At 59.9% G+C, this 26,753-nt stretch carries 23 protein-coding genes and 2 tRNA genes; 8 read left to right on the forward strand and 17 right to left on the reverse strand.

The genetic code is table 11. The features are described 5' to 3' along the window. Positions 1-200: 200 nt before the first annotated feature. Complete coding sequence (locus tag J4G14_09505) at positions 201-1,037, reverse strand: alpha/beta hydrolase (protein MCE2458036.1); 837 nt, start codon at positions 1,035-1,037, stop codon at positions 201-203. 752 nt (positions 1,038-1,789) lie between these two features. Between J4G14_09505 and J4G14_09510 the strand changes: the two genes are divergently transcribed. The 3 genes from J4G14_09510 to J4G14_09520 all read left to right on the forward strand — a co-directional run bounded on the left by J4G14_09510 (position 1,790) and on the right by J4G14_09520 (position 3,116). Then, the gene (locus tag J4G14_09510; GenBank protein ID MCE2458037.1) at positions 1,790-2,140 is read left to right on the forward strand and encodes a hypothetical protein; all 351 of its coding nucleotides are present in this window, start codon (positions 1,790-1,792) and stop codon (positions 2,138-2,140) included. Between the two features lie 128 nt (positions 2,141-2,268). Beyond that, positions 2,269-2,424: a hypothetical protein gene (locus J4G14_09515; protein MCE2458038.1), complete on the forward strand. Its 156-nt coding sequence runs from the start codon at positions 2,269-2,271 to the stop codon at positions 2,422-2,424. Between the two features lie 179 nt (positions 2,425-2,603). After that, positions 2,604-3,116: a hypothetical protein gene (locus J4G14_09520; GenBank protein ID MCE2458039.1), complete on the forward strand. Its 513-nt coding sequence runs from the start codon at positions 2,604-2,606 to the stop codon at positions 3,114-3,116. A gap of 302 nt (positions 3,117-3,418) precedes the next feature. Here the strand turns inward: J4G14_09520 and J4G14_09525 are convergent. Continuing rightward, positions 3,419-3,494: transfer RNA gene (locus J4G14_09525), tRNA-Asn, on the reverse strand. Positions 3,495-3,639: 145 nt separating this feature from the next. Beyond that, positions 3,640-4,062, reverse strand: coding sequence for a VOC family protein (locus J4G14_09530; GenBank protein ID MCE2458040.1), 423 nt, complete (start codon positions 4,060-4,062; stop codon positions 3,640-3,642). 209 nt (positions 4,063-4,271) lie between these two features. On the opposite strand from J4G14_09530, the gene J4G14_09535 reads away from it, so the two are divergent. Beyond that, the coding region (locus J4G14_09535; protein MCE2458041.1) for an aminotransferase class V-fold PLP-dependent enzyme at positions 4,272-5,371 on the forward strand (1,100 nt) is incomplete at its 3' end. Positions 5,372-5,688: 317 nt separating this feature from the next. Here J4G14_09535 and J4G14_09540 read toward each other — a convergent pair. The 10 genes from J4G14_09540 to J4G14_09585 all read right to left on the reverse strand — a co-directional run bounded on the left by J4G14_09540 (position 5,689) and on the right by J4G14_09585 (position 20,188). Next, positions 5,689-5,892 carry a hypothetical protein gene (locus tag J4G14_09540; GenBank protein ID MCE2458042.1) on the reverse strand — a complete coding sequence of 68 codons (204 nt, stop codon included), beginning with the start codon at positions 5,890-5,892 and terminating at the stop codon, positions 5,689-5,691. A gap of 257 nt (positions 5,893-6,149) precedes the next feature. After that, positions 6,150-6,980: a hypothetical protein gene (locus J4G14_09545; GenBank protein ID MCE2458043.1), complete on the reverse strand. Its 831-nt coding sequence runs from the start codon at positions 6,978-6,980 to the stop codon at positions 6,150-6,152. Positions 6,981-7,010: 30 nt separating this feature from the next. Next, positions 7,011-7,298 carry a hypothetical protein gene (locus J4G14_09550; GenBank protein ID MCE2458044.1) on the reverse strand — a complete coding sequence of 96 codons (288 nt, stop codon included), beginning with the start codon at positions 7,296-7,298 and terminating at the stop codon, positions 7,011-7,013. A 90-nt stretch (positions 7,299-7,388) separates the two neighbouring features. Next, positions 7,389-8,228: an MBL fold metallo-hydrolase gene (locus tag J4G14_09555; protein MCE2458045.1), complete on the reverse strand. Its 840-nt coding sequence runs from the start codon at positions 8,226-8,228 to the stop codon at positions 7,389-7,391. Positions 8,229-8,293: 65 nt separating this feature from the next. Next, positions 8,294-8,965 carry a hypothetical protein gene (locus tag J4G14_09560; protein ID MCE2458046.1) on the reverse strand — a complete coding sequence of 224 codons (672 nt, stop codon included), beginning with the start codon at positions 8,963-8,965 and terminating at the stop codon, positions 8,294-8,296. Between the two features lie 206 nt (positions 8,966-9,171). Then, positions 9,172-10,950 carry a peptide ABC transporter substrate-binding protein gene (locus J4G14_09565; GenBank protein MCE2458047.1) on the reverse strand — a complete coding sequence of 593 codons (1,779 nt, stop codon included), beginning with the start codon at positions 10,948-10,950 and terminating at the stop codon, positions 9,172-9,174. A 386-nt stretch (positions 10,951-11,336) separates the two neighbouring features. Then, a tRNA-Val gene (locus tag J4G14_09570) sits at positions 11,337-11,413 on the reverse strand. Positions 11,414-11,567: 154 nt separating this feature from the next. Next, positions 11,568-15,659 carry a DNA-directed RNA polymerase subunit beta' gene (gene rpoC / locus J4G14_09575; GenBank protein ID MCE2458048.1) on the reverse strand — a complete coding sequence of 1,364 codons (4,092 nt, stop codon included), beginning with the start codon at positions 15,657-15,659 and terminating at the stop codon, positions 11,568-11,570. A 92-nt stretch (positions 15,660-15,751) separates the two neighbouring features. Further along, complete coding sequence (locus J4G14_09580; GenBank protein ID MCE2458049.1) at positions 15,752-19,669, reverse strand: DNA-directed RNA polymerase subunit beta; 3,918 nt, start codon at positions 19,667-19,669, stop codon at positions 15,752-15,754. 279 nt (positions 19,670-19,948) lie between these two features. After that, positions 19,949-20,188 carry a hypothetical protein gene (locus J4G14_09585; protein ID MCE2458050.1) on the reverse strand — a complete coding sequence of 80 codons (240 nt, stop codon included), beginning with the start codon at positions 20,186-20,188 and terminating at the stop codon, positions 19,949-19,951. Between the two features lie 145 nt (positions 20,189-20,333). On the opposite strand from J4G14_09585, the gene J4G14_09590 reads away from it, so the two are divergent. The 3 genes from J4G14_09590 (at position 20,334) to J4G14_09600 (ending at position 22,500) form a co-directional block, all read left to right on the forward strand. Continuing rightward, entirely contained in the window at positions 20,334-21,035 is a 702-nt protein-coding gene (locus J4G14_09590; protein ID MCE2458051.1) for a DUF169 domain-containing protein, read from the forward strand. 80 nt (positions 21,036-21,115) lie between these two features. Then, entirely contained in the window at positions 21,116-22,108 is a 993-nt protein-coding gene (locus tag J4G14_09595) for a C-terminal binding protein (GenBank protein ID MCE2458052.1), read from the forward strand. An 11-nt stretch (positions 22,109-22,119) separates the two neighbouring features. Beyond that, a complete protein-coding gene (locus J4G14_09600; protein MCE2458053.1) occupies positions 22,120-22,500 on the forward strand; it encodes a retroviral-like aspartic protease family protein in 381 nt (126 codons plus the stop codon). Between the two features lie 3 nt (positions 22,501-22,503). Here the strand turns inward: J4G14_09600 and J4G14_09605 are convergent, their stop codons facing one another. Then, complete coding sequence (locus J4G14_09605) at positions 22,504-23,007, reverse strand: hypothetical protein (protein ID MCE2458054.1); 504 nt, start codon at positions 23,005-23,007, stop codon at positions 22,504-22,506. Between the two features lie 8 nt (positions 23,008-23,015). After that, positions 23,016-24,878 (reverse strand): selenocysteine-specific translation elongation factor, encoded by a 1,863-nt coding sequence (gene selB / locus J4G14_09610; GenBank protein MCE2458055.1) that lies wholly within the window; start codon positions 24,876-24,878, stop codon positions 23,016-23,018. A 102-nt stretch (positions 24,879-24,980) separates the two neighbouring features. Here selB and J4G14_09615 point away from each other — a divergent pair, with 102 nt between their 5' ends. Further along, positions 24,981-26,336, forward strand: a complete 1,356-nt coding sequence (locus J4G14_09615) for a UDP-glucose/GDP-mannose dehydrogenase family protein (protein MCE2458056.1) — start codon at positions 24,981-24,983, stop codon at positions 26,334-26,336. A 28-nt stretch (positions 26,337-26,364) separates the two neighbouring features. Here J4G14_09615 and J4G14_09620 read toward each other — a convergent pair whose 3' ends face one another. After that, entirely contained in the window at positions 26,365-26,607 is a 243-nt protein-coding gene (locus J4G14_09620) for a DUF2442 domain-containing protein (protein MCE2458057.1), read from the reverse strand. A gap of 5 nt (positions 26,608-26,612) precedes the next feature. After that, complete coding sequence (locus J4G14_09625) at positions 26,613-26,750, reverse strand: DUF4160 domain-containing protein (GenBank protein ID MCE2458058.1); 138 nt, start codon at positions 26,748-26,750, stop codon at positions 26,613-26,615. Positions 26,751-26,753: the final 3 nt, after the last annotated feature.

Here is a 26,753-nt window from a genome sequence, read left to right on the forward strand (position 1 = left end):
CTCTGGATTGCCGAGCGGCGAGCCACTTCGTGGGTTCCGGCCTTCGCCGGAATGACGATATGCGAATACCTACCCCTGTGAGCCCCCTCAGGTAGAGGGCTGGAGCCTGCCCCGGACTTGATCCGGGGGTGAGGGCGAAAATCTCGCCCTGCGCATCTCCGCATCATCCAGAACCCAGGGCAGGCTGATGTGAAGCATCTTCAGCCCGTCGCACCCAGGAACTCGCGGGTCACTGCGATGAACTCCTTCGGCTGGTCCACGGTGACCAGGTGACCCGCATTCATGACGTCGACGGACTTCAGGTCGGCTGCCGCATCCTTCATTCGGTGCAGGATATCGTCGGACACCACCGTGCTCTCTGCACCGCGAACCTCCAGAATTGGACAACTGATACTCTTCAGGGCATTCCAACCCCTGCTGATCTGCACAGGATCGGACACATCCCATTGGTGATCCAAAAACAGTTCGGGATCGGCCTTCCAGGTCCACCAGCCCCCCGTACTCTGCTTCATCCTGTCGTGAGCTTCCTTGGCCAATCTGTTGCTCGAGGCCCAAGGGTCACGGTCCCGCATCCAGTCCACCGCGTCCTGCAGTGTGACGAAGTGCATTGGGGTCTCAGGCCGGATCCATGGAGGGGCAAATGACTCATTGGACGGTTCTGGCCCGACGTCAACTATCACCAGTCTCTCCACACGGCCCGGATAGGCGGCTGTATACAACATCGAATGCCAACCACCCATCGACTGACCCGCAAGTGTGCAGCGCTCCAACTCAAGAGCGTCTACAAACGTCGCCAGGTCTTCGACGAACTTGTCCTGACCGTACCCGTCCATCGCGTATCCGGACTCACCGTGCCCCCGCACGTCGACCGCATAGGTATGAAAATAGCACCGCATCGCTGAGGCGAACTCGTCCCAGGCATGAGCCTGCCCAGTGCGGTCGTGCAGACAGATCAATGGCGGCAGACCACGGGTTCCCCAATCAAGATACCTGAGTCGAATTCCGTTGACGTTGATGTACTTAGAGATCGGCGGCATCTGACCATTCCCCAATTGAGCCTCTTGTTACGTGAGCCTATCATAGCCTGCAAGCTGCTCATAACCTGCTCGTAGCGAGGATGAGCAGGCCGTGTCTGTCGACAGGTTAGAATTCCGAAACCGGCTGTTTGAGCGACTGGTAGCACTCTGGCGAATCTGCTGCCCGAAGCCTGTGATGGCGTTGCTACTTTCGATGGTAGGCGTGTGGCTGGTGCGACGCTATGGACTTAGAGGTCGCCATTATGGAGTTTTCTTCATAATTGCGAACCCCTGCCAGTTAGTATCTTCAAGGAAGGAAGAAGCTCGACCGCACCTTCAGCGGGGCCGGGCCAGCCGGGGGATCGGGTCAGGTCCAGACAGGTTCACGCCTTCAGGAGATGCTTTGAAGGGACCGAGACACTATCCAGGATGCCCGGGCTGTCGTGGCGTCGGGACAATAGCGTGCCAGTTCTGCAAAGGGACAGGCACGTATAGGCCGCAGCGCCTCATTTTCTTCCAAGGTCCGGATGAGAACTGCCTTGACTGTCAAGGGACAGGTCGGCTCAGGTGCCCAGTTAAGGGGTACTGATGACCGAGGGTGGATCGTCACTCTTGACTAGTCGAGTCGGAGCGCGCGGGTTCACAGAGGCGATTGCTCCCGCGCCAGAGTTCCCACCGGAACGTGCGGGACGTTTTTGGTCACGGCGGGACGCCTACGAGTATCTTAAGGTTCGATCACCTAAGAATGAGGGGAGCAGTCGTAGGTGTCAGGAATGACCGAATGGTTCGTGCACGAGAACTTCCTCAGAAGGCGGGCGCGGATACACCAGACCGGATGCAGCTTTATCAAGCCATTCAACGGCAGGGTTGATCAGACCTACAACGGCCGGTGGACACGTTTCAACTCCCAAGAGGGCGCACGACGATACATACACGACCTGAAATTCGGTGACACCGACAACTGCTGCTACTGCATTGAACCACCGGTCGCTCCGGAAGTCATAGAGCCGCCCGAGGAGAAGACCCTGCCGGCCACAAAGGACGACATACACAGGCTCGAGGTGCCAATCGCCACCACGATCGTAAGCGTGACCCGCCTAACTGAGCGCATGGGCTATGTGTAGGACAGACTTGCGAACCTGGACGACGGGGTGAACAGGATTCAGGACAGACTGAACGATCTCGAGTACAAGCTGGAGCTTATCATCGAGGCCCTGGGCGTCTCTACAGACCAGTTAGGTGATCGCCGGGAATGAACACGTCCCACGAGTACGTCCACGAAGCGAAGGCTAGGCTGACGTCCGAGTGCGTGGCCGATGACCACGTCTTCTCGATCGCGATCTTCAGGGGCCAGGACAGCCTTTACCAGGTCAACAAGAAGTTCAGAACATTTGATGCGGCTGACTGATCCACAGGAAATTACATCCAATCGCACCCAAGAGGTAGTTGACCTTGAACAGGCACGCGTTCTCGTCTGACTGAGGGAGTCTGCTACCGCAGGCACCGAGTCTCCTCAGTAAGTAGAATGCTGGAATGATGCTTACACCGTTCCGGGGAACTCACGATCCTCCGCGGTGATTCGAACCTATGATAGACTTCAAGTGCAGTTCCTCCAAGGGAGTGCTAAACGTGAGAGTATTCCTCGCAATGCCCCGCGGCTTCTATGCAGGCGTCGACAGAGCGATTGAAATCGTCAAGATTGCGCTGGCCCGCCACGGTGCCCCTGTGTACGTCAAGCACCAAATCGTACACAACCCATATGTGGTCAAGTCTCTGGAACAGATGGGCGCAGTGACCGTTGAAGATGTACGGGATATACCGGAAGGCGCCAACGTTGTCTTCTCTGCTCATGGATCCCCCCCTGAAGACTTTGATGCCGCTCGCGACAAGAAACTGAGTGTGATCGACGAGACATGCCCACTCGTCACCAAGGTTCACAATGAGGCTCTGAAGTACACTAGGCAGGGCCGAAAGATCATCTTGGTGGGCCACAGTGGCCACCAGGAGCTGATCCTTCGCTATCCTGAGCGTTACAGCAGAGGGCAGCTTCGGACGCTGCAGCGCAGGGTTAGACAGGGGCGCAGCAGCCGAAAACAGTGAGACAAATGAGGAACGACCGGTTGACATTGGACCTGTGGGCGTCAATTAGAAGCCGCCAAAAGCTCGGTAACATCTTCCGGTGAGGCAACAGGGGTCAAAATGATTGTCGCTGTTCGGCGATGAACCACTATCTTGAAGACTATCCTACAGAGCGCATCATTTCTTCAATGCAAGACCTTCCTCAGCACCTTCATAAGGAGGATCGACTTTACTAAGGAGCAGGTCGGGATCCAGTATACGGTGCCGGTCCCTATCGGAAATGGGTCAACCAAGATGACCGAAGTACTGCCTGCCAGGGGAGTTGGCTCCGCAGGTAGGACTCGAACCTACGACCAATCGGTTAACAGCCGACCGCTCTACCACTGAGCTACTGCCCGAAGTACAGGCCACTCTGTCATGATAGCACCAGATTTAAACGGCGCTCAAGTTTCGTTTGAGGCAGGAATCTGGGTGGTTGGCAGATTGAGGTCTCACCCTCACCCTAGCCCTCTCCCTGAGGGAGAGGGGATTCCTGACGGGCAGACTACTCCTGCGCGAGCTCGCAGTTGACCTGCCAGTTGATGCCGAACTTATCGGTGCAGGCGCCGAAGTAGGAGCCCCAGAACATCTTCTGCATCGCCATGGATACGGAGCCGCCGTCTGACAGCTTGCCGAACAGGTCGTCGGACTCTTCACGCGAAGTCGTGCTGATGCTGATCGAGAAGTTGTTGCCCTGCTTGTGGTTAGCTCCGAAAGTCGAGGGCATGTCGCTGCCCATTAGGACGCTCGATCCGATTGGGAACGATACGTGCATGATGTTGTCGAGTTCGGCCTCTGGCATTGGAAAGTCGGACGGCCCGTTGCGGAACGTCTCCATGACCATGAACTCCCCGCCGAATACGGAGCGATAGTACTCGAATGCCTCGCGGCAGTTGCCTTTGAAGGACAAGTAAGTGCTGAGTGTCATTGTTCTCCCTATGCTGTGTGATTTTGCTTGTAGCGTCAAATTGAGAAGGCCTGCACCGTCCCCATCGTCAATCGTAATCACGAGTCTGACGGGCAGGCTATGGGATTATGGGTTTTCAAAGGCGGAAAATCTCCAGGAAGAGTTGCGCGAGCAGTGCCTGCCCCTGTGCTATAGTCAGGCCAGTCCGAGTAGTGTCAGGAGGTTCGATCATGGTAGATAGCCGGCTCGCTATAGATGGTGGGACACCTGTTGTCTCGGAACCCCTGCCTGATGGTGTTTCCGGGCCAAGCGTCATCGGCGACGAGGAGATAGCGGCGGTCAGTGACGTTCTCAGAAGCCAGGAGCTGTTCCGCTATCCAAAGGAGCAGAGTGAGGCGGCGAAGTTCGAGGAAGAGGTAGCGGAGTACCTGGGCGTCGAGTATGCGCTGATGGTGAACTCCGGCACCAGCGCGCTCACAAGTGCGCTGATGGGCGTGGGTGTCGGGCCGGGCGACGAGGTCATCGTTCCCGGATACACCTACATCGCCACTGCCGCGGCAGTGATGGCAGCCGGCGCCGTGCCCGTTATCGCGGAGGTTGACGAGTCGCTGGGACTCGATCCGCAGGACATCGAGCAAAAGATCACTCCCTATACCAGGGCAGTTGTGCCTGTTCATATGCGAGGCGTTCCTGCTCGCATAGACGACATCATGGCGGTTGCCCGCAAGCATGGGCTCAAGGTCGTAGAGGACTGCTGCCAGTGTGTCGGCGGAGCCTACATGGGCCGCAGCGTGGGCACATACGGCGATGTCGGCGCGTGGAGCCTGAACTACTACAAGACGATCTCCTCGGGCGAGGGTGGGCTCGTGTTCACGAATGACCGCGACATCTACGAGCGGGCGTGTTTTGCTTCGGATCCGGGTCTGCCCATGTGGACGGCCAACGAAGAAGACGTAGAGTGGCAAAACGAGCCGTTCCCGAGACATACGTATCGCCCAAGCGAGGTGCTGGCAGCGGTAGCTCGGGTGCAGCTATCCAAGATGGATGACATCCTGGAGCATCAGCGGTCTCTCAAGCGAGCATTCCTGGAAGGGCTGGAGGAGGCGAGGGGATATCGTCTTCAGCACGTGGACGACCCCGCTGGCGACACGGGAGTTTCAGCGTCGGTCATCGTGCATGACAAGGAGCTGGCGGTCGGCTACTCGCACGCACTGAACGCCGAAGGTGTGAATGCCGCCACTGTCTATAACGACGGTTTCCCGGACAGGCACATCTATACTTACTGGGACTCGATTCTTGAGAAGCGGTCACACCATCCCACGGGGTACCCNNCTACAAGGGCAACGTCGAGTACTCGAAGGACATGTGCCCTCAGACGCTGGATGTCCTGGGGCGGAGCATCCGGTTCGACTTCAATATGAACATGACGGTCGAGCACGCGCGACTGATGGCAGAGGCGCTGAATAAGGTGGACGCTGCGGTGGGTGGCTAGAGAGGGGAGTCTCAGCGCGAGCACTGCTGCCAGAGTCGGCCTGTATCTACGCCTCTGGGCTCCGGCCTACGCCGGAGTGACGGTTGTGCGATATTTGCCTAGTCAGTACAGGAGTAAGGGCGACCACAAGGGTCGCCCCTACATTTTCTAGAGCATTACCTGTACTGGTCGATTCCTACGGTGGTGATGCCTTCGCCTGTTGGCATGACGAGGGTCTTGGCGCGGTCTGCGCCGACGACCACGATGTGCCAGCGGTCGACGCTCTCGAGCAGCGGCACGGTGATGTCGAGTCGCTCCTGCTCGGTCAGGCCCTCCAGCCAGCTCCACTGCTTGCCGACACGGGCGTCGTCGATGGGCATGTACTGGATCAGCTTGCCCAGCGTGGTAGTGGATGAACTGCTTGGCCTCTAGCTTGGAGAAACCCTCTCCGCCCACGGGTCGCGCAACGTCTGGGGGCATGAATATCAGTCGCTCAGACCCATTCGCCGAGCCGAGTCCCATCGTGCCGAACGTGCTGCCGTAGGCAAGGTTCTTCAATAGAGCCTCGGCAGACGTGTTGCCCTGGTCCTGGATGTCCAGCTCGCCGTCGGTGATGAACACGCTTACTGTGCTGTCTTCAGCACTGTATCCCTGGTCGACGTGGAGCGGCTGCCACGGGCTCATCTCCTCGTTCTCTGCGATGCAGTGGACGAACTTGCGAGATGTCCATCTGGCCTGGGTACCAGTAGCCCAGGTTTCGCAGGCACAGTGAGAAGGCGCGGCCGATGGTGATGTTCACCTCGTTGTCGCGGCCGGGCCCGAGTCCTGAGCGCGGGTTGATGCCCAACTCCTTGGCGATCGGGCCGTTGACCACGAGCATGGGCGCGTGTGGGCTGGTGGACATCAGCAGCGACTTTCCTCCGTGTGAGCCGACCTCGGAGAGTGCCTTGACCGCCGCAATTATGACGGGCATCTGCTCAGGCTTTGCCCCTGCCATCGCCGCGTTGATGGCGATCTTCTCGACTGTGGCCAGTCCGAAGCCGGGCGGCATGTCGCAGACCAGATCGTCCCTGTCGAGACCGGTGCCGTCAACTAGTTCGGCTACGGCTTCAGGAGTCGGCGGATGCAGGACGAGGGAGTCACCCCAGTCGCGCATGAGCCACTGCTCGTTCATCTTGAGAATGGCGTCCCACCTGTCCTCGCCCTCGAATCGCTCGATGGCCGTGGTGGTGTCGCGCTCCCTGCGCGCATGACCCTGGTTGACTGTGAGCACCTCGACAATCTCGTCTATCACGGCCTCAGTCTGGCTGATACACAGGTCCGGGGCTAGGTTCCGGTAGATGCGGGGGACTATGACGAACTGCAGGTTCGGCATCGCAAATGCGCGAGAGCTTGCGATGGCGTCCTCCTCGAAGCGTCCGGATACGATCGGGATGGCAGGCTTGCCCGTCTTCTCGATCTCAATCATGTCGTGGACCATCCACGACGCGCACGTCCCTCAATCAGCTGTGGCGCCGATGACGACGTCGCACTCCCTTGCTGCCTGCTGGACTATCGGTGGCGGCGTCGGGTAGTTGCCGCCGGTGTAGAAGTTGACGGTAACGTTGTCGAACCGCTCCTGGATCATCTCTCCGGCACGGTTCAGGGCGAGGTCGCCGCCGTGGGTGCCGCTCCAGATTAGCCCGACGATCTTGTTGTCGAGCGAGTCCGGTCTGGGACTGATCTTGAGCGAGTTCATCAGCCCTCGCTGCTGGCCGATGGGATTGAGCACTTCAAGAAGATGCATTGATCAGAACCTCCTGTTGAACTGTTGCTGGTGGTTGGTGGCTGCCGTCCTTCGACAAGCTCAGGACGAACGGACGTGGTGGCGAGAGGATTATATCCCGCGCCAGTAGCGCTTGCCTTCGAGCCTGACGAAGCGGCCGATGTGGCGGTCCGGGTGGAAGTGACCGGCGGCCACGACCATGTCTTCCTGTTCGGCGCGGTCCATGAAGGCCTTCCTGGAGCGGCGTGTATCGTCCGGGTTGGTGTCCACGAAGGCGCACCAGTCGGGCTCGTAGATCTGTACCGGGTTGTGGATCAGATCGCCGATGATGGCGGCCCTCTCCCCGTTTGAGCTTATGAGAATCACCTGGTGGCCGGGAGTGTGGCCCGGAGTCTCCAGTGTGGTTATCTCGTCGGTCACGTTGTGGCCATCGTCTATGAACTTGATCAGTCCGAGCTCGTCCAGAGGGATGACGTTCTGGGTTATGTGGCCAGCAGTCGGCAGCACTTCGGGCTGCATGAAGTGCTCCCAGTCCTTACGAGGGCCAAGGTAGCGGGCATTGGGGAAGTACGGCCTGGCTGCGTCGCCTGAGCTGTCTACGTTCCACCCGACGTGGTCGGGATGCAGGTGGGTGTGAATGACGATGTCGATCTCTTCAGCCGCGGCCCCGGCATCACTGAGCGCGCCAAGCAGGTTGCCAGTGCGGTTCTCCAGGTGCGCGTGCGGGCCTGGGCCCATGCCGGTGTCGACGAGTATGGTCTGGCCTCCCGACCTGACGAAGAAGCTGCCGTAGTAGAGCTGCAACAACCCGTTTTCCAACACCTCGTCTTCGTAGGGAGCCCATGCCTCACGTGGCTGGTCCGTGATGAAGACGGTGGGGTCGCGTGGCGGCGGCACCATGTCCAGCACCGCGACTATCTCGACGTTTCCGACTCGGATCATGTCAGTCATATGTCATCCATCCTTGCGTTACGTTGTGGAGATATGAGAAGAGGCTCACGGGCCGTCTTGGGAAGCTACTCTCCAAGCTCGAATGTCTTGCGCCACACTCCGGGCGATTCCGGGAGGTGAATCATCGCCTTCCTCATCCGAGCGTTGTCGGGGTGGGCGGTCTGCTGAGTGAGCCATTCCTGGCCCTTGGAGACCTCTGTGTGGTCGAACTCGTACATCGTCATGTACGCCGGTGTGCCAGTGACGGCCGTGTAGCGGCGTCCTCGTCTCACACCCGGCACGGTCTCGTAGTTCGGGACGTAGACGGTGTCGTACCAGTTGTTCCACTCATCTTCGGTATCTGCGGGGATGCCCATCCTGCCAATCTGAAGCGCCGGAGCCATGGGGCTGGAGGCGATTTCGTCGGTCAGCCCCGACGGGCGAATCATCTCGTACACGTTGCGGACGTAGGTGGTGGCCGTAAACTCGGGCGACATCCGCTTGGACCACTCTGTCGGGTTGGACCTCACCCTGATGTACTCATCGGACTCCATCACGGCTGAGTTCTCAAGCTCGTAGACGGCAAGGTGCTTCGGCCCGCTCACTACGGCCTCGTAGCGAGCCGCACTGAGAATACCCGGAATCGACAGTCGCTCCTCAATGTGCTCGTCGTTGTACCAGCGGTTGAACTCGTCCTCAACTTCGTCCGGCACCTCGCACCAGACCATGAGCAGACCAGTGCCCTTCTTCTTCGCCATTGTGCTCTCCTTCGACCTCGGTGGGAACGTCGCTTCCGGGATGGCCGTCCGTGAACGGAGGCCAGCTTTGGGCGGATTGTATCACGCTTGCCCATGTGGTCGACTCGCCGGTATCAGAAGCTGCATGAGTCCCTCAAACACAACGTGCCAGCGACCTTGGGGGCCGCTGGCGCATTTAAACTCTATTGCCCGAGTGGGCTATTGCGTCAGCCTGAGAACTTGACGTGCCGGAGCTTTGGAATGGTCATCGGAGTGAGGCGGTAGTCTTCGATGTGGCCCTTTATCAGCACGTACTGCTCGCCCGTGTACCACAGGGGCAGCAGTGGGGCGTCCTGCACGATGAGGTCCTCGGCCTGGTGATATAGCTCAACCCGCCGTTCGACGTCCGGTTCGGTGCGAGCCTGCTCCAGAATCGAGTCCAACTCAGGATTCGAGTACGAGGTGTGGTTCTGCTTGCTGTCGGTGTGGAACAGGATGTCCAGGAAGTCCTGAGGATCGGGATAGTCGGCCTGCCAGCCACTTCCACCGAATGCCTGGAACTTGTTCGCATTGAGGTCCTGGAGGTACGTGGCCCACTCCACCTGCTGGATCTCGACCTCTACTTCGAGCTCCTGTCTCCACATTTCGATTACGACTTCCATATCCAGGCCGATAGATCCGCCGGTGCCGGGCACAGTAACGACGATTCTTGGCCTCGTCTCTGCGTCAGCATAATCAGATTCGCTCAGGAGCTGCCTTGCGAGATCGGGGTCGAACTGCAGCCCCTCAAGGTCTGCGTTGTAACCGGGGAATCCCGGGGGCAGCACACCGTACGCGGGCGTGACCAGTGTGGAGAGTACCTCGTTGGCGATGAGGTCCTTGTCGACGGCATGGGTAAGTGCCTGTCTGAACTTCGGGTCGTCAAAGGGCGGCTCTGAGACGTTGAAGCCGATGTAGAACGTGGTGAAGCTCGGTGGGGCTATCACGAGTTCCTTGTTCAGCGGTTCAGTAGGGTCCAGCACCCGATCGAGTTCGAACAGTCCTACTCCGGTTATGTCGATCTCATCGTTCTCATACATCGCCATGGACTGGCCGCCAGCCAGGTTCATGATGACGGAGTCGAGGTGCGGAGGTTCGAGGTAGAAGTTCTCGTTTCGCTCCAGCACGATCACCTCACCCACAGTGTACTCGGCCAGCCTGAACGGACCGGAGCCGTTGGGAGAATCGGTCCAGCTGTTCCCGCCCGCCTCTACGTTTTCCCTGTCGAGGACGTAGGCGGTGGGGTAGGTCATCTTTGCGAGGAAGTATGCCTTGGGGGCGTCTATTTCGATCTGAAGCGTGCGGTCGTCAATGACGCGTACTCCGGCGATGTCGGTAGTCCTGCCTTCGAGTACGTCGTCGACACCTACGATGTCGCTCAGATAGGTATCCGCAACAGGGGAGGCAGTGTCAGGACTTGCTGCACGCTCTAGGGACCACTTGAAGTCGCTCGCGGTGATCGGCTTGCCATCGTGGAACCTGGCGTTGTCCCTGATGTAGAAGGTGTAGGTCTTGCCGTCCTGGCTGATCTCCCACCTGTCGGCGACGTCAGGCACGAGTTGGAGGTCGGTGTTCAGCGCCACCAGACCGCTGAAGATCTCGACCACTACTCCGGCCGAAGTGGTGTCTCCAGACAGGTGGGGGTCGAGTGTTGGGGGGTCGGACCACAGTCTGCGCAGCACGCCTCCCGTGCGCTCTTCCATTTCCTGCGGTTCCTCGACCTTGGTGGCAACTGGCGCCTGCGCCGGAGACGGCTGCTGGCTTCCTGTTGCCGCAGGGGTGGGCGTTGCCTCTGTTTGCTGCTGGGATGCCGCGGCAGATTGCGACGTATCGGTGGCGGGAACCACGGTCTGCGACAGGGCTGCTATGTCGGGCAACGTGTCGCTCTCATCGTCTTCACCGCATGCCACAGCGGCCACCGAGACCAGTGAGATCAACGCAATCAGCAGTAGTACGATTCTTGTCATAGCAAATCCCTCTGCATGTTCTGGGATGCTTCGGAATGCCCCGAAGCTGGAACTTCAACAGCTATACATCGTTCCGGGCTCACCTCGTGCGCGCATATCTCCGGGAGCCCTTCACATCCGTTGAATTCGCCGACGTTTGGACTGTTCGTAAGGTACAACGCAATGCTTCCCAGTAAAGTTATCAAGGCATTTACAGACTATATGAGTAAGCGGTTGGGTTTCCAATGGGACAGACGGCACGAAATCGTCGAATTACACCTGATCTGTTTCTATCAGTCGACAGTTACTCAAGAAGTGGCGTCAGGGCGGCGCACGGCTGCGGACTAGGGGTGCCGAGCGCAAGGGATGGAAACAACGCAACAGGGCAGGAGAGGGTCTGCAGGGGGTGGTGGGCGGTACTGGATTTGAACCAGTGACCTCTGCGATGTCAACGCAGCGCTCTAGGCCTCTGAGCTAACCGCCCGGGGGTGCTTTGGCAGGTCTCAAGTCTAGCAAGCGTACTAAACACGGTCAAGAAACTGCGGGCCTCAAGAAACGAGTAGGGGGCGGACTCGATTTGAGAGTCCGCCCCCTGGCTATTCGATCGATTGGGCCCTGGTCAGCCCTGCTGTCTTTGGCTAATCGTCATCGTCCGATGGCACTTCGACGGCAAGCTCGTCCATCACGATCGGTTCGGGCTCAATGCGCTCGTCGCCGAAGTCAGGCTCGAAGCCTGGCTCGTGCGTCATCAGTACAGGCTCCTGCCCGCTGGCGCCTGTAGTCATGATGCCCATGCCCCTGGTCGGAGCGTTGGCCTCTTCGATGCTGAGTCCGCTCACGCCGTCGTCGGTCAGGTTGAGCCTGGCAGGAATCAGACGTCCGATGATGACGTTCTCCTTGAGGCCGCGCAGGTGGTCCACCTGGCCGTTGACGGCCGACTCGGTCAGCACCCTTGTGGTCTCCTGGAAGGAGGCCGAAGCGAGGAAGCTGTCCATGTTGAGCGATGCCCTCGTGATGCCGAGCAGGACTGGAGTTGCGGTCGCGGGTTCTCCGCCTTCGGCGAGGATCTCCGCATTGACCTCTTCGTACTGCTGCCGATCGACATACTCGCCCGGTAGCAATTCTGTGTCTCCAGGATCGTCGATCTGAACCTTGCGAAGCATCTGGGAGATGATGAGCTCGACGTGCTTGTTGTGAATCGGCACGCCCTGTGAGCGGTACACCTTCTGTACTTCGTCGATGAGGTAGCGCTGGACGGCGTCCCGGCCCTGTATCCGCAGGATCTGCTGCGGGTTCTTGGGCCCCGAAGTCAGGGCCTGGCCTGCCGTAACGTTGTCGCCCGACCTGACGGCAATGCGCGCCGCAGCGGGGATGACGTACTCCCTCTGGTCCTGGTCCGTCCATGTGATCGTGAGCACGTTGTCTTCGACTGACACCAGACCCGATACACGGGCCATGACGTCGCTGGACATGAGCGCCAGGTCGTCTTCGTCCACCTCGGTTGAGCCGTCCGGTTCCGCGAGCACCTCACCGAGACCCACCAGGGAGCCATCCTCTACCGCAGGGGCGAAGCCCTCTGGCAGGACGTACTCATCGGCGTACTCCTCGGTGCTGGTCACGCGGATGCTGCGCCCTTCGCTGAGCTCCGTCACCTCGGCAACACCGTCGATTTCGGACAGTACTGCCTCACCCTTAGGTGTGCGGGCTTCGAACAGCTCCTCGACCCTGGGCAGACCGCTGGTGATGTCCTGTCCGGCGACTCCACCAGTGTGGAACGTACGCATCGTAAGCTGCGTTCCCGGCTCGCCAATGCTCTGGGCCGCGATGATTCCGACGGCCTCGCCTATCATGGACGGCCTCATCGTAGCGAGCGAGAGGCCATAGCACCTCTGGCAGATGCCGCGAGGAGACTCACATGTCATGGGAGACCGAAGGAACACGGCCTCTACTCCGGACTCCTCGAGCTTCCTGACGGCGTCGTCATCAATCGCGTCGTTCCGGTCCAGGATGATCTCACCGGTATTCATGTCCGCGACCGGCATTGAGAGATACCGGGTCCTGACCTGTTCGGCGAACGGCGCCGTACCTTCTTCCTGTGAAACCGCGCTGATCCAGACTCCGTTCGGAGTCTCGCAGTCGTCGTGGAGGATGATTATCTCCTGTGAGACGTCGATCAGGCGGCGGGTGAGGTAGCCGGAGTCGGCGGTCCTCAGCGCCGTGTCGGCGAGACCCTTGCGAGCGCCGTGCGTCGAGATGAAGTACTCGAGAACGCTGAGGCCCTCGCGGAAGTTCGCCTTGATCGGGCGATCGATGATGCGTCCGCGCGGATTGGACATCAGTCCTCGCATACCGGCCATCTGCTTGATCTGGGCGATGTTGCCCTTTGCACCGGAGTTGGCCATCAGGTAGATCCCGCCGTAGTTGCGGAGGTTTTGCTGGATGACCTCTGTGAGGTCGTCATTGGCCTTGGTCCAGATTGAGACGGCGTTCTGGTATCGCTCCTCGTCAGTGATGAGGCCATCCAAGTACTGCTCTTCGAGCATCTGTACGGTAACTTCAGCGTTCCTGACGATATTGTTCTTCTGTTCGGGCACGGCAACGTCGCTAATAGCGATGGTGATCCCGGCCTTGGTGGCGTACTTGAAGCCCAGGTTCTTGATCTGGTCGAGGACCTCTGCAGTTCCCTCGTTGCCGAGCGTGGCGTAGACCTCGCCGACTATCTCCTTGAGCTTGCCCTTCTCTATCTCGTCGTTGCGGAAGTCGACACCCTCAGGAAGTGTGTCGTTGAAGATGATCCGCCCGACTGTTGTGTCGACAATCTCGCCGTCCATCATGACCTTGATGGGGGCGCGAAGTTCGATGGAGCCGAGCTCATGCGCAAGGCGGGCATCGTCGCGGCTGCTGAACGTCCGTCCCGCTCCCCTGGCGCGCTCGTCGATGATCGTCATGTAGTAGGTGCCGAGCACTATGTCCAGTGTCGGTGCGACGATCGGCTCGCCGGAGCTCGGAGAGAGCATGTTGAAGGTGCTCAGCATCATCTTGCGAGCTTCCATGACCGCTTCTCTTGAGAGAGGTACGTGCACGGCCATCTGGTCGCCGTCGAAGTCAGCGTTGAAGGCTGTACATACGAGCGGGTGAAGCTGGATGGCGCTGCCGTCGATGAGTACGGGCTCGAACGCCTGGATGCCGAGCCTGTGAAGCGTCGGAGCGCGGTTGAGCAGCACCGGCCTGTCGGTGACGACCTCTTCGAGGATGTCCCAGACTTCGGGCCGTATGCGCTCGGCCATGCGCTTCGCGCTCTTGATGTTGTGCGCGTAGCCCTTCATGACCAGGCGGTTCATGACGAACGGCTTGAATAGCTCGAGAGCCATTCTCCTCGGCAGGCCACACTGGTGGAGCTTGAGGTCCGGACCGGCAATGATGACGGAGCGGCCTGAGTAGTCCACGCGCTTGCCGAGCAGGTTCTGCCTGAACCTGCCCTGCTTGCCCCTGAGGAGGTCGGACAGCGACTTGAGCCGGTGGTTGTGGCTGCCGGCCACGGCCCTGCCACGGCGTCCGTTGTCCACCAGGGCGTCCACGGCCTCCTGGAGCATCCGCTTCTCGTTGCGGACGATAATCTCCGGGGCGGCAAGCTCAATCAGTCTCTTGAGTCGGTTGTTTCGGTTGATGACCCTTCGGTAGAGGTCGTTCAGGTCGCTGGTGGCAAACCTGCCCCCATCGAGCTGCACCATGGGCCTGAGCTCGGGCGGGAGCACAGGCAGGGTCGTGAGGATCATGGACTCAGGCCTGTTGCCGCTCTTGCGGAACGCCTCGACCACCCTCATCCTCTTGATGGCCTTCTTCCTTCTCTGGCCGGAGGTCGACTGCATCTCGGCCTGGAGTTCGTCGCGCAGTTCATCGAGATCGAGGCTGTTGAGCCTCTCGAGCACCGACTCCGCCCCCATGCCGGCCTGGAAGATGCCGGGGTAGCGGTCGCGAAGGTCCCGGTACCGGCTCTCGGTGAGCAGGTCGCCGGGCTGGATGCTCTCGATCTCGTCAATCTGGTCGCTGAGTTCGCCCTCGAATTCCGCCTTGTCCTCGTCGATCTGTAATGTGAGCTTGTGGATTTCAGCTTCGAGCGTCAGCCAGGGAGTGTCCGCCGGATCTTCGTCTTCGTCCACTTCTTCCACAGGCTCCGGGCGCTCTCCGAGAGCTTCGAGCTGCTCCTGAAGCTCGGCGAGCCTTCGCTCGCCCTCTTCGTCGATCTTCTCAATACCCTGGTCGAGCTGTTCCTGAATCTGGTCGACCCGCATAGTGCGGTACTCGTCGTCCACACTGGTGACCAGGTACTGTGCGAAGTACAGGACCCTGTCCAGGTTTCTCGGGGACAGGTCCAGCAGGAGTCCCAGGCGGCTCGGTGTGCCCTTGGAGAACCAGATGTGGGCGACGGGAGCTGCGAGGGCGATGTGCCCCATACGCTCGCGCCTCACCTTTGCGCGTGCAACCTCGACGCCGCAGCGGTCGCAGATCACACCCTTGTAGCGGATCTTCTTGTACTTGCCGCAGTAGCACTCCCAGTCCTTGGTAGGGCCGAAGATGCGCTCGCAGAAGAGGCCGTCTTTTTCGGGCCTCAGCGTACGGTAGTTGATCGTCTCCGGCTTGGTGACCTCACCATACGACCAGATCTTGATCTGCTCCGGGGTGGCCAGAGATATTCGGATTGCGTTGAAATCGTTGCCGCCAAGGGCCATATTCGCTCTCCACTACTTCAGTGTTGCGGGCTTTTGGATTTCAGCCTAGTTCGAGTCAGGACTCTTCCGGTGCGAAATTTATCGAGTGGACGTCAGTCGTCGTCTGCGGGGGCTTCAGCCTCCTCCGCGGCAGGTTCAGCGGACTCTGCGGCAACGTCTTCGGCATCGATCACGTTGTCGCCTATGTTCACAGTTACGGGAACCGGATCGGAATCGCCGGCGTCCAGCCCTCCAACCAGTCCGAAGGGTTGAAGCGAGTCCACGAGGTCATCTTCAAAGCCCTCGTCGAAGTCACCGAGACCGAGAGTCTCAGGCTCTTCGTAGAGAAGCTCTACGGACAGTCCGAGGCTCTGAAGTTCCTTCATGAGCACATGGAAGGACTCCGGTATGCCGGGCTGAATTACATCTTCGCCCTTGACGATCGCCTCGTAGGTCTTGACCCTGCCGACAACGTCATCTGACTTGACGGTGAGCATCTCCTGGAGGTTGTACGCGGCCGAGTACGCTTCGAGCGCCCAGACTTCCATCTCGCCGAATCGCTGGCCTCCGAACTGCGCCTTGCCTCCCAGCGGCTGCTGGGTGATGAGGGAGTAGGGGCCGGTCGAGCGGGCGTGAATCTTGTCTTCAACCAGGTGGATCAGCTTCATCATGTAGATCTGGCCGACCGTGATCGGCTGGTCGAACGCCTCGCCTGTCCTTCCATCGTGAAGAGTCGTCTTCCCGATGATCGGAGCTGCGACCTGTTCGTCGCGGTTGAGCCGTGCGACCTCGTCCAGCATCTCCTGTTCCGAAAGGTCGGAGACGTCCATGCCCCGTACTTCTTTCAGCCAGATTCCGATGCTGGCTCGCCGGGCAGCGCCCAGTTCGGCGTCCTTCCCGAAGAGGTCGTCGTATGCGTATCCCCTTTCATCCAGCCACTCGCGAACGCGGTCGTGGTCGATATTGAGTTCGATGTCCTGACCAAGGATCCTGGGGTCCAGCGCACCGGACTGCTCCACGATCCACGCCTGACCGAGGGAGTCCTCGATGGCGGTATCGGGGGCACCGTCGAATACAGGGGTTACGGCCCTGAATCCGAGCAGGCTGGCGGCCCGGCCGAGGTGTGTCTCCAGGACCTGGCCGAGGTTCATGCGGGATGGCACGCCGAGCGGTGTCAGTATGATGTCGACCGGAGTCCCGTCCGGGAGGAACGGCATGTCCTCCTCGGGCAGGATGCGGGCGACGACACCCTTGTTGCCGTGCCTGCCGGCCATCTTGTCGCCTTCAGTAATCTTGCGAGTCTGGGCTACCCAGAGCCTGACCAGCTTGTTGACTCCCGGAGGGAGCTCGTCCTTGTTGTCGCGGCTCAGGACGCGGACTTCGATGATCTTGCCGCGCTGTCCGTGAGGTACGCGGAGCGAAGTGTCCTTAACGTCGCGGGCCTTTTCACCGAAGATCGCTCGCAGCAGCTTCTCTTCTGCGCTGAGTTCGGTCTCGCCCTTCGGCGTGATCTTGCCTACGAGGATGTCTCCGGGGCCAATCTCGGCGCCTACGCGGATGATCCCCTCTTCGTCGAGGTTGCGCAGGCTCTCGTCCCCGACGTTAGGGATGTCCCGCGTGATCTCTTCTGGTCCGAGCTTGGTGTCTCTGCTCTCGACCTCGTGCTTTTCGATGTGGATCGAGGTGAACTTGTCGTCCTCGATCAGCTTGCGACTGATGATAATGGCGTCCTCGAAGTTGTAGCCTTCCCAGCTCATGAACGCCACAAGCACGTTCTGGCCCAGGGCGAGCTCGCCGCGACCTGTTGAGGAGCTGTCGGCAAGAACGTCGCCAACCTTTACGACATCGCCCATGTCAACGATGGGACGCTGGTTGACACAGGTCCCCTGGTTGGAGCGCATGAACTTCCTGAGCGGGAAGACCCTGACTTCGTTGTCACTTCCCGTGACGATGATTCGGTCGCCGCTGACATTGGTGACGACGCCGTCGACGTCAGAGAGGACAACCTGTCCGCTGTCCTTGGCGACGCGCTCCTCCATGCCGGTGCCGACCAGCGGCGGCTCGGGTCTGAGAAGCGGCACTGCCTGCCTCTGCATGTTCGAGCCCATCAGGGCGCGGTTGGCGTCGTCGTGCTCCAGGAACGGGATCAGCGCGGTCGATACACTGACGAGCTGTATTGGAGCAACGTCCATGTACTCGACGCTTTCCGGCGGCTCCAGTCCGACCTGTTCGCCCATCCGAATCTCAACTCGATCTTGGGTGAACTGGCCATGCTCGTCGAGCGCGGCGCTGGTCTGTGCAATGTGGATTGTCTCTTCTTTGTCTGCGGTCAGATATACGATGTCTTCCGGGTCGTCCGAGACGAACGGAGCTACCTGGATCATGCGCTCCGAGAGCGCCCTGATCTTCGTAAGCCTGCCGTTGCTCCTCGTGGGGCTGCCTCCCGCCTTGAGGATCGTAGTGCCGTCGTCATCAGAGACGTCCTCCGTTAGCGTGCGGCCATCCAGGCGCGGGTCCGTACTGAGGATCTCCTTATAGACCTTTCTGTAAGGGGTCTCAATGAAGCCGTACTCATTGGTTCGGGCATACGTCGCGAGCGAGCCGAGCAGACCGATGTTCGGGCCTTCAGGCGTCTCGATTGGGCAGATTCGGCCATAGTGAGAGTGGTGGACGTCGCGGACGTCGAATCCTGCACGCTCCCTGGAAAGTCCCCCTGGACCAAGGGCCGAAAGCCTGCGCTTGTGGGTAAGCTCGGCGAGCGGGTTGGTCTGGTCCATGAACTGGGAGAGCTGAGAGCCGCCGAAGAACTCGCGCACCGAGGCGACCACAGGCCTGATGTTGATGAGCGCAGCCGGAGTAGTCGTAGCCGGGTCCATCTGCGTCGTCATGCGCTCCTTAATGACGCGCTCCATCCTGAGCAGTCCAACGCGGACCTGGTTCTGGATGAGCTCGCCAACGGCGCGTACGCGACGGTTGCCGAGGTGGTCGATGTCGTCAGGATCGAGAACGCGGTTGTTGATCTGGACCATCCGCCTCAGCAGGTCGACGATGTCATCCGGCGAGAGCGTTAGCTCCTGGAAGTCTTCCTCGTTGTCCGGGTGAAGCTTGGAGTTGAGCTTGTAGCGTCCCACCCTGCCGAGGTCGTATCGGCGGGCGTTGAAGAACAGGCTGTCGAGCAGGTTCTTGGCGTTATCGACATTGGGAGGCTCACCTGGACGGAGCCTACGGTAGAACTCCATCAGCGCCTCTTCCGGCGTGGTGACTCCGGTGTCCTTATCTATCGTCGTCCGCATGAAGCTGTGTTCTTCATCGGTGTCGACGTCCTCGAACAGCGAGAGCAGGCCCTCATTGGACTCGAAAAGGCCGCGCTTGTCGGCGTCCTCAGGCTTATCGTAGTAGTAGCTAAGGCAGCGCAGAAGCGTGCTGACCGGAGTCTTGCGCTTGCGGTCCACCTTTACGGAGAGGACATCGCGGTTGGAGGTCTCGAACTCCATCCAAGCTCCCCTGTAGGGGATGAGCTTGGCTGCGGCCAGCGGTCTGCCGGTGTTGGGATCGGAGTCGGTTGTGAAGTAGACGCCCGGCGAGCGCACGAGCTGGCTGACAACAACCCTTTCGGCGCCGTTAATGATGAACGTGCCTGTGGAGGTCATCATCGGGATGTCACCGATGAAGAGCGTCTGCTCCTTGATCTCCCCCTGACCTGGCCCGGATGCCTTGATGGTCAGTTTGACGGTAACGTACAAGGCCGCCGCGTAGGTGGACTCTCGCTCTCGGCACTCCTCCTCCGAGAACTTTGGCTCTTCGAAGTAGTGGTCTCCCAGTGTCAGCTCAAACCGGCTGCTGGGCAAGTCCTCTATTGGAGAGATCTCGTTGAATAGCTCCCGGAGCCCTTCGCTCTTGAAGTGCTCAAAGGAATCTAACTGGACCTGGATGAGGTTGGGAACGTTAATTATGGCCGGTATCCTCGAGTAGGACCTCTTGGAAGCGGCGCCGTTCTGATCGTTTCTAACCTGCAATGCGGTCGAGGTCATACGCTCTCACACTCCTGAAATGCAAATACAAAGCGACAGCTAACTGAAAATGGCCTGAAATGACGTTACGACGGAATAGACCGTCGAAGGAAAGGGGGAGGTTTGGACGGACGGGTAGTAAGGTTTCGTAATTGCGGGGAATTGACGAATAATAAGAAGCGCATATGGCGACGCGGTACACCCTAACACAGTCCCGTGTAATGTGTCAAATCTAACCCGGCTGCGGAAACCTCAATCCGCAGTTCAGGTTGATTGACGAGCGGGATTGGCTAGGTTGACCTAGTCTCCACTTGCCAAACTTGTAAGGCTGTCCAGATGCGATTCGATGTAACAGTAACCGAAGTAGTGCACCTCATACGCGGACTCGTCTCTAGTCTCACGGTATATGCGTCTGGGCTCGAGGCCATTGCTATCCAGGTACGACTGTACCTGTTGGTCGTCTGTTGTCCTGCCTTCAGGATCGAACATGAGCAGGACACGCTGCTCACCCGGCGACACGGTAATGGTCTCCATCTTCACTGGGCATCCACCTCCGAGACTTGTGACCGCATCATATCAAGGCAACCTGGAGAATTGAAGGGGCCTGTTGACGCAATTTGCAATCTCGGAATCCCCGTGCTATTTCTGGGGATACTGATAAAGATACTGGAGAAACGTGGCTGTAATGGACACACTTAACGTAGTGCAGCTCTTGGCTGACCGGCTGGGGATGGAGGTGCCGCCGGTGGGGATGGCGTTCGTGGACGAGAAGCCAGTGGATGTCGCCCCGCTGTACAGGGACCCTCCTTCGTTCTGCTCGCTGTGGAGGCTCGCAGAGCTTCGGGTGTTCTACGCCACGGCCGAGCAGCACGATGGCTGCGGTATAGGCGGAGTGGTCTCCGGGTTCAGTTCTGCAGAGGGGCGGGAAGATGAACTCGCCGGACTCCTGACGGAGCTATGCGAGGTGGAAGCTGGCACCACCGAAGAAATCGAGCAAACGGCCAGATTTCAGCCGACTGGCAGGGGCGTCGTGTACGGCCCCCTGTGGAAGATGCCGGTGGAGCCCGACCTTGCCCTGATGTGGGCAACCCTTCCCCAGATGGGAGTAGTCCAGGAGATAGTCGGGAAGATCATGTGGCGCAACAACCCACAGGGTGCGGTGTTCACCCGGCCCGCCTGTGGGGTGCTTCCCATAGCGCATGAAAACCAGAATACGACGCTGTCTCTGGGCTGCATCGGAATGCGACTCTACACGGAGATGCCGGGCCACCTGTTCCTCGTGGCTATGCCGCCCGCGGAGTTGCCCAGGCTTGAGCGCGGGCTTGAGTCCAGAGACGACATCCCGGAACGTCTCGAGCACTACGGGGCGCGGATGTCCGGGGCATGAGCCGGCTGGGCAGTTGGCAGACCTGACATCGTGCCTGATGCTACAATTTCGCGAACAAGATTCCGGGGAGCAATACACCAATGACATCAGAAGCAAAATTCACAGTCTATTCACTCGGAGCCGGCGCTCACGACGACACCGTCGAGGAACTGGATAAGGTCGGCGCCACGCTGATTCCGCTGGGGCGACTGGAGAGTGAAGACGAGATCATCGAGCAGACGAAGGATGCGGACGCTCTCATCGTGACGGAGTCGCCGATCACCCGGCGGGTGCTGTCGTCGCTGGATAACTGCAAGGCGGTCCTCAGGACGGGCGTTGGGTTCGACTGCATAGACGTTCCTGCAGCGACAGACTGCGGTATCGCGGTTATCAACGTGCCTGACCTGTGGACGCGCGAGGTTGCCAACCAGGCGATGATGCTTCTCCTGGCTGCAAACCGGAAGCTGCTTGAGCAGGAGGCGAGTGTTCGGGAGGACCGGTGGACGCCGAGAATCTCGGCGCCGGTGGGTCCGCTGCACACAGAGACAGTAGGAGTGGTCGGCCTCGGCCGGATTGGAAGTGCGTTCGCGAGGCGGATCAAGGCATTCGAGGTCGAGTTGATCGCGTACGACCCGTTTCTCTCGGACGAAGGGTTCGAGGCGGTGGGTGCGGAGTCAGTGTCGTTCGACGAGTTGCTGGCGAGATCAGACTACATCTCGGTACATACACCACTGGACGAGGGCACTTTCCACCTCATTGATGAAGAGGCGCTGCGGAAGATGAAGCCGACGGCCATTCTCATCAACACGTCCCGAGGGCCCGTAGTTGACGAGGCCGCGTTGACCACGGCCCTGCAGGAAGGCTGGATTCTTGGCGCAGGCCTTGATGTGCTCGAGCAGGAGCCGCCTGATGCCGACAACCCGCTGCTGAGCATGAGCAATACTGTTCTCACTCCACACGCGGCCCACTACTCGGAGCTTTCGATGGAGCTGCGGCCCAGGCGGTACGGCGTCGAGGTCGCCGCCGTGCTCGACGGCCGGCAGCCCATGAACCTGGTCAACGGCCCGGTACTTGAGGTGCTACCTCTACGTTAGTCGGAGGCGATATGGGCACGTTCACAGTTGAGATTGAGGTTGGTGACTCACTTGGGAGTCAGTTCGAGACGGTTGAGGCGCTTGTTGATACAGGTGCGACTTACACGATGATACCTGCGTCAGTTCTCAATCGCTTGGGAGTGGTCCCGGTTGCTCAAATGAACTTCATCCTCGCAGATGGGCAGCGGATCGAAAGGGATGTTGGCGAGGCGTCGCTACGGATACTCGGCTCGTCGTTCCATAGTCCCATCGTGTTCGCGAATGAGGACTCGAATGTGCTTCTGGGTGCGGTCACACTTCAGATATTTGGGCTCGGTGTGGATTCCCTAAACGAGCGTCTGATACGTGTCGACGGTCTATTGGTGAGCCCAATTCTCGTTCAAGACGAATGACCGTTACTCGATCTCCATCTGGTCGCCGTCGAAGGTAATGGACCTGGAGCGGTGTTTGAGGACGGCTTTTCGGAAGTGGCGAAGCTCTACGCGTAGTTCATCGAGCCTTCGAGAGGCTTCGGTCAGCAGGCGGTGAGATCCCGTTTGGCGTGCCATTCGTCCCCACAGGCCGCGCTGCGGCATCTGCTTGAGCAGCTCGCCAAACTCCTCCATGAACGGCTCGAACGCCCTTGTCGAGAGCTCTGGCATGGGCGTGTCGTCTGCCGGGTCGGCGAAATAGAGGCTAAACTCGATTTCAGTCTCGTTCGGGATCGTGATGTCCAGTAGCAGAGACGGCTGGGGCTGGCCTTCGAACATCGCGCCTCCTTCTTCGACACCCTTGGCTACCTCTCGCACGGCGGCCTGGATGACCCTGAGCGTCCTGGAGACGTAAGACACAGGGAGCGCACGGGACTCCACGACCAGGAGGAGCCGATATTCGGAAGTTGCGACTCTTTCAGATGCCATCTAGGGGCCTACCTTAGCACGCGAACGTCGCCGACACGACGAGTGACCCGTACATGGTCGAGGTGGTCCATCAGCGCGAGCGCGTACTTGCGGCTCGTGCCCAACAGGTCTCTGACGTCGGCCACTGTAATCTCACTATTCTCAGATAAGTGGGCGGTTATCCTATCCACCATCTGCTGGTATGCAGATGCCGAAAAGACCACTGACTCACTGACCTTCACAACCTGACCCTCGGCGTCCAGCAGATTCACGACTTCGGGATCTATGGGGAAGTCAGTGGGGGGCGAGAACGGGTCCGACCCGAGTTGGCGCAGGTATTCGTCGACGGTCTCCTTCTGGGAATCTCCCAAATTGGGGGAGTGTTCAGGCAGCCTGACTGTGGATCCCTGCTCGACGGTGACACCGGCCTCGTTCAGCAACCTGAGGACGTCGTTGAAGACCTGGGGGGTGAGTCGGAGCCTCGACCTCAGCTCTTCCTTGGGTGCGGCGAGGCGCAGCGGGAACTGGCGGTGGTAGTCTCCGAGAGCTGCGCGTGTCTGGTCCTCCAGCGCTCGCCACCCGCCGGCAGTGTAGAACCTGGTGGCCTGAGTGATGCCACCGCTTCCAAGGACGACCACCTGCTCTTCTGCAATCATATCCTGCAGTTCTGAACGTGCAGTCTCTTCGTTGAGGTTGGCGCGGTTGACCACGGCCCGGAACTCGGCGGGCTCGATGCCTTCGATGGTCTTATGCAGCACATCCCGGTCGGAGCCTCGTTCCATGATCTCGAGTCGTTCGATGGTGGGGACGTGACGACGCCTGGGACGCGGTGCGTGCGTGTCGACGATGTTGCCGCCGCCGAGCGTGGTCATGTTGGACCGTATGACGAAGTAGTCGCCCTTGGCGATTGCTATGGGGGAGTCCACCTTCAACTGCGCCCAGGTCGTGTCGCCCGGCTGGGCGCGGTCGTCTTCGAACAGTCTCAGGCGTGCGACAGACTCGCTGGAGCCTGTGTGCACGGTCACGTACATGTTGTGGCGCAGCTGATTTGGCGCGTCTTCCAGAACACGCAGGTGAACATCGAACGCCGTAGTGGGCCTGAGCCATCCTGGGTTGGTTAGCACCTCTCCGCGATACACGTCGTCCTGTGCCACACCGATGAGGTTCGCAGCCACGCGGGTGCCGGGCTCGGCGCGGTCTACCTTGTTCCGATGTGTCTGGAGTCCCCGTACGCGGGTCCGCTCTCCGGCCACGGTCAGCTCGACGTCCTGGCCCGTTTCCAGGTGGCCGTCGATCAGGGTGCCGGTCACCACGGTCCCGAATCCCGTCAGGGTGAAGGCGCGGTCAATCGGCAGCCTGGGCCGCGCGAGATCGCGCTTGGCTGGAATGTCCTCGACCATCGCCGAGATCTCGGCGATCAGTTCGGGAAGGCCCTCGCCGGTGTGGGCTGATACAGGCATGATCTGGGCACCTTCGAGGGCTGTCCCTTCCAGTGTGCTCTCAACGTCTGCCGTGACGAGTTCGATCCACTCGTCGTCGACGAGGTCATTCTTGGTGAGGGCAACCAGCCCGCGTGGTATCCGGAGCAGGTCGAGGATGGCGAGGTGTTCGCGCGTCTGCGGCATGACAGACTCGTCGGCAGCCACTACCAGCAGAGCGATGTCGATTCCGCCCACGCCTGCGAGCATGTTGTTCACAAAACGCTCGTGTCCGGGGACATCGACAATGCTGACCTCGTTGCCGGACGGCAGCTGGAGCCACGCGAAGCCTAGGTCTATCGTCAGGCCCCGTTCCTTCTCCTCGGCGAGGCGATCAGGGTCGATACCCGTCAGGGCCTCTACGAGAGTCGACTTGCCGTGATCGACGTGTCCTGCTGTGCCAACGACAAACATTACGAACCGCGAATATAGGATGTAGAATTGTGAAGTGCGGATAGATCGGCTCAGTTATTCTATATCATTCGCTATTTTCTATTCCCCAGGAGGGCGGCGGCTTTGAAGATAACCGTTGTAGGGCTTGGATACGTTGGCACGGTTGCGGCCGCGGCGCTTGCCGGGGCCGGGCACGATGTGCTTGGAATCGACATCGACAGGAGTCGCACTGACCTGTTGAACAGCGGCGAGGTGCCCCTGTACGAGCCGGGGCTGGAAGAGCGCATAGTCGCCGGGCTTGCCGCGCGATCGCTTCGATTTGTTCACCGCGACGACGTTGCGGAGCCCCTGGGCGACGTGGCGCTCATCGCAACCGGCACGCCTCCGACGCATGGAGGCGGGGCCGACCTGCACCAGGTACGGGCTGCTGTGAGTTGGATAAGGTCAATGGACCCCGGAGATCTGACTGTAGTGATGAAGAGCACTGTCCCTCCAGGGACTGGCCGGAAGCTGCTGGAGACTGAACTCAGGGCCGCGTCCATCAGGTACGCGTCCAACCCTGAGTTCCTGCGTGAGGGTCGTGCTGTCGATGACTGGGAGAGGCCGGACCGTATCGTCATCGGGGTCGAACCGGACGATGTGCGTTCGGTCGAAACGGTCCAGCGCATGTACTCAGGTATCGACGCGCCGTGCATGATTACGGACATCACCAGCGCAGAGATGATCAAGTACGCCAGCAACGCGTTCCTTGCCACGAGGATCTCGTTCATCAATGAGATTGCCTCGCTGTGTGACACGGTAGGGGCCTCGATTGACGACGTCAGTGATGGAATGGCGATGGACTCGAGGACGGGCGCCAGGATACACGCCGGGGTAGGCTATGGCGGCTCGTGCTTCCCGAAGGACGTTCGCGCGCTGGACCATCTCGCTCTTACCAGCGGCGCGAGCGTCGACCTTCTGAGGTCGGTCATCAACACGAACAACAGGCAGCGTCTGCTGCCTCTGCATGCGCTGCGACAGCGCTTCGGCGGTGCGATGGAGGGCCTGCGAGTTGGCATACTCGGTCTGGCGTTCAAGCCTGGCACCGACGATGTACGGGATGCCCCGTCGCTCGACCTCATACACGCGCTCGTAGACGAGGGAGCCGAAGTGCAGGCGTACGACCCGGAGGCGATGGAGTCGGCGCGTCCGAGCCTGCCCGCGTCGGTGCAGCTCGTCAATAGCGTGGAGGAGGCGGCGAATCGGACGCAGGCGCTGGTGCTGCTGACGGAGTGGGACTCGATCGTCCAGTCAGACTGGCGCGTCGTGTCCCGATGCATGATTCCGCCGCGCCTGGTGTTCGACGGCAGGAACGCGCTCGATCCCTCAGAGATGGGCAGGTCTGGCTTCGAGTACGTGGGAGTGGGCAGGGGGCCGGTACGCGGTGCCGGAGTAGACGGCGCTTCTCCCTGGTCAGTCACGCAGGGGCTGGCAGTCTGAAGGCTATTCCAGATCTAGCGGCGCCGAATCAAGCCGTTACCTTGACCCTCTCATACAGGAACTCTGGAGCAAAGTCTGCCCCATTCGGCCAGACTAAGGTCTTTAACTCATGGTGGACTTCAAACTGCTGGAAGTACTCGGGCTCCCTGAGCGGTTCGAATACCGGGCCGAACAGCCGGTCTGACAGGTCGACTTCGCCGGCTGCTCCGTCCTCGAACAGCAGCCAGATCACGAACTGGTCTACGTAGCGTGCTTCGACGACGTTGAACATGGTACCTATTCCAGAGGAGGGATCCGTTGCATTGGTAGATGGTCCTCCGCAGCCTGCCAGTTTGCCAAGAGTTCATTACGGTGAATGTCCAGCCATTCTAACACGAGACCCCTGGCTCTCCTGGGAAGGTCTCCCTCAGTCACACC

Source organism: Dehalococcoidia bacterium (assembly GCA_021295915.1).
Lineage (GTDB): Bacteria > Chloroflexota > Dehalococcoidia > Lucifugimonadales > UBA1123 > VXRN01.

Bases quoted from the DNA above. Each gene is read 5' to 3' on its own strand.
- J4G14_09600 (MCE2458053.1), top strand. From the start codon at position 22,120: ATGGGCACGTTCACAGTTGAGATTGAGGTTGGTGACTCACTTGGGAGT.
- J4G14_09530 (MCE2458040.1), bottom strand. From the start codon at position 4,062: ATGACACTCAGCACTTACTTGTCCTTCAAAGGCAACTGCCGCGAGGCA.
- J4G14_09590 (MCE2458051.1), top strand. From the start codon at position 20,334: ATGGACACACTTAACGTAGTGCAGCTCTTGGCTGACCGGCTGGGGATG.
- J4G14_09565 (MCE2458047.1), bottom strand. From the start codon at position 10,950: ATGACAAGAATCGTACTACTGCTGATTGCGTTGATCTCACTGGTCTCG.
- rpoC (MCE2458048.1), bottom strand. From the start codon at position 15,659: ATGGCCCTTGGCGGCAACGATTTCAACGCAATCCGAATATCTCTGGCC.
- J4G14_09580 (MCE2458049.1), bottom strand. From the start codon at position 19,669: ATGACCTCGACCGCATTGCAGGTTAGAAACGATCAGAACGGCGCCGCT.
- J4G14_09555 (MCE2458045.1), bottom strand. From the start codon at position 8,228: ATGACTGACATGATCCGAGTCGGAAACGTCGAGATAGTCGCGGTGCTG.
- J4G14_09545 (MCE2458043.1), bottom strand. From the start codon at position 6,980: ATGATTGAGATCGAGAAGACGGGCAAGCCTGCCATCCCGATCGTATCC.
- J4G14_09560 (MCE2458046.1), bottom strand. From the start codon at position 8,965: ATGGCGAAGAAGAAGGGCACTGGTCTGCTCATGGTCTGGTGCGAGGTG.
- J4G14_09605 (MCE2458054.1), bottom strand. From the start codon at position 23,007: ATGGCATCTGAAAGAGTCGCAACTTCCGAATATCGGCTCCTCCTGGTC.
- J4G14_09595 (MCE2458052.1), top strand. From the start codon at position 21,116: ATGACATCAGAAGCAAAATTCACAGTCTATTCACTCGGAGCCGGCGCT.
- J4G14_09510 (MCE2458037.1), top strand. From the start codon at position 1,790: ATGACCGAATGGTTCGTGCACGAGAACTTCCTCAGAAGGCGGGCGCGG.
- J4G14_09520 (MCE2458039.1), top strand. From the start codon at position 2,604: ATGATAGACTTCAAGTGCAGTTCCTCCAAGGGAGTGCTAAACGTGAGA.
- selB (MCE2458055.1), bottom strand. From the start codon at position 24,878: ATGTTTGTCGTTGGCACAGCAGGACACGTCGATCACGGCAAGTCGACT.
- J4G14_09620 (MCE2458057.1), bottom strand. From the start codon at position 26,607: ATGTTCAACGTCGTCGAAGCACGCTACGTAGACCAGTTCGTGATCTGG.
- J4G14_09550 (MCE2458044.1), bottom strand. From the start codon at position 7,298: ATGCATCTTCTTGAAGTGCTCAATCCCATCGGCCAGCAGCGAGGGCTG.
- J4G14_09540 (MCE2458042.1), bottom strand. From the start codon at position 5,892: ATGCCCATCGACGACGCCCGTGTCGGCAAGCAGTGGAGCTGGCTGGAG.
- J4G14_09515 (MCE2458038.1), top strand. From the start codon at position 2,269: ATGAACACGTCCCACGAGTACGTCCACGAAGCGAAGGCTAGGCTGACG.
- J4G14_09505 (MCE2458036.1), bottom strand. From the start codon at position 1,037: ATGCCGCCGATCTCTAAGTACATCAACGTCAACGGAATTCGACTCAGG.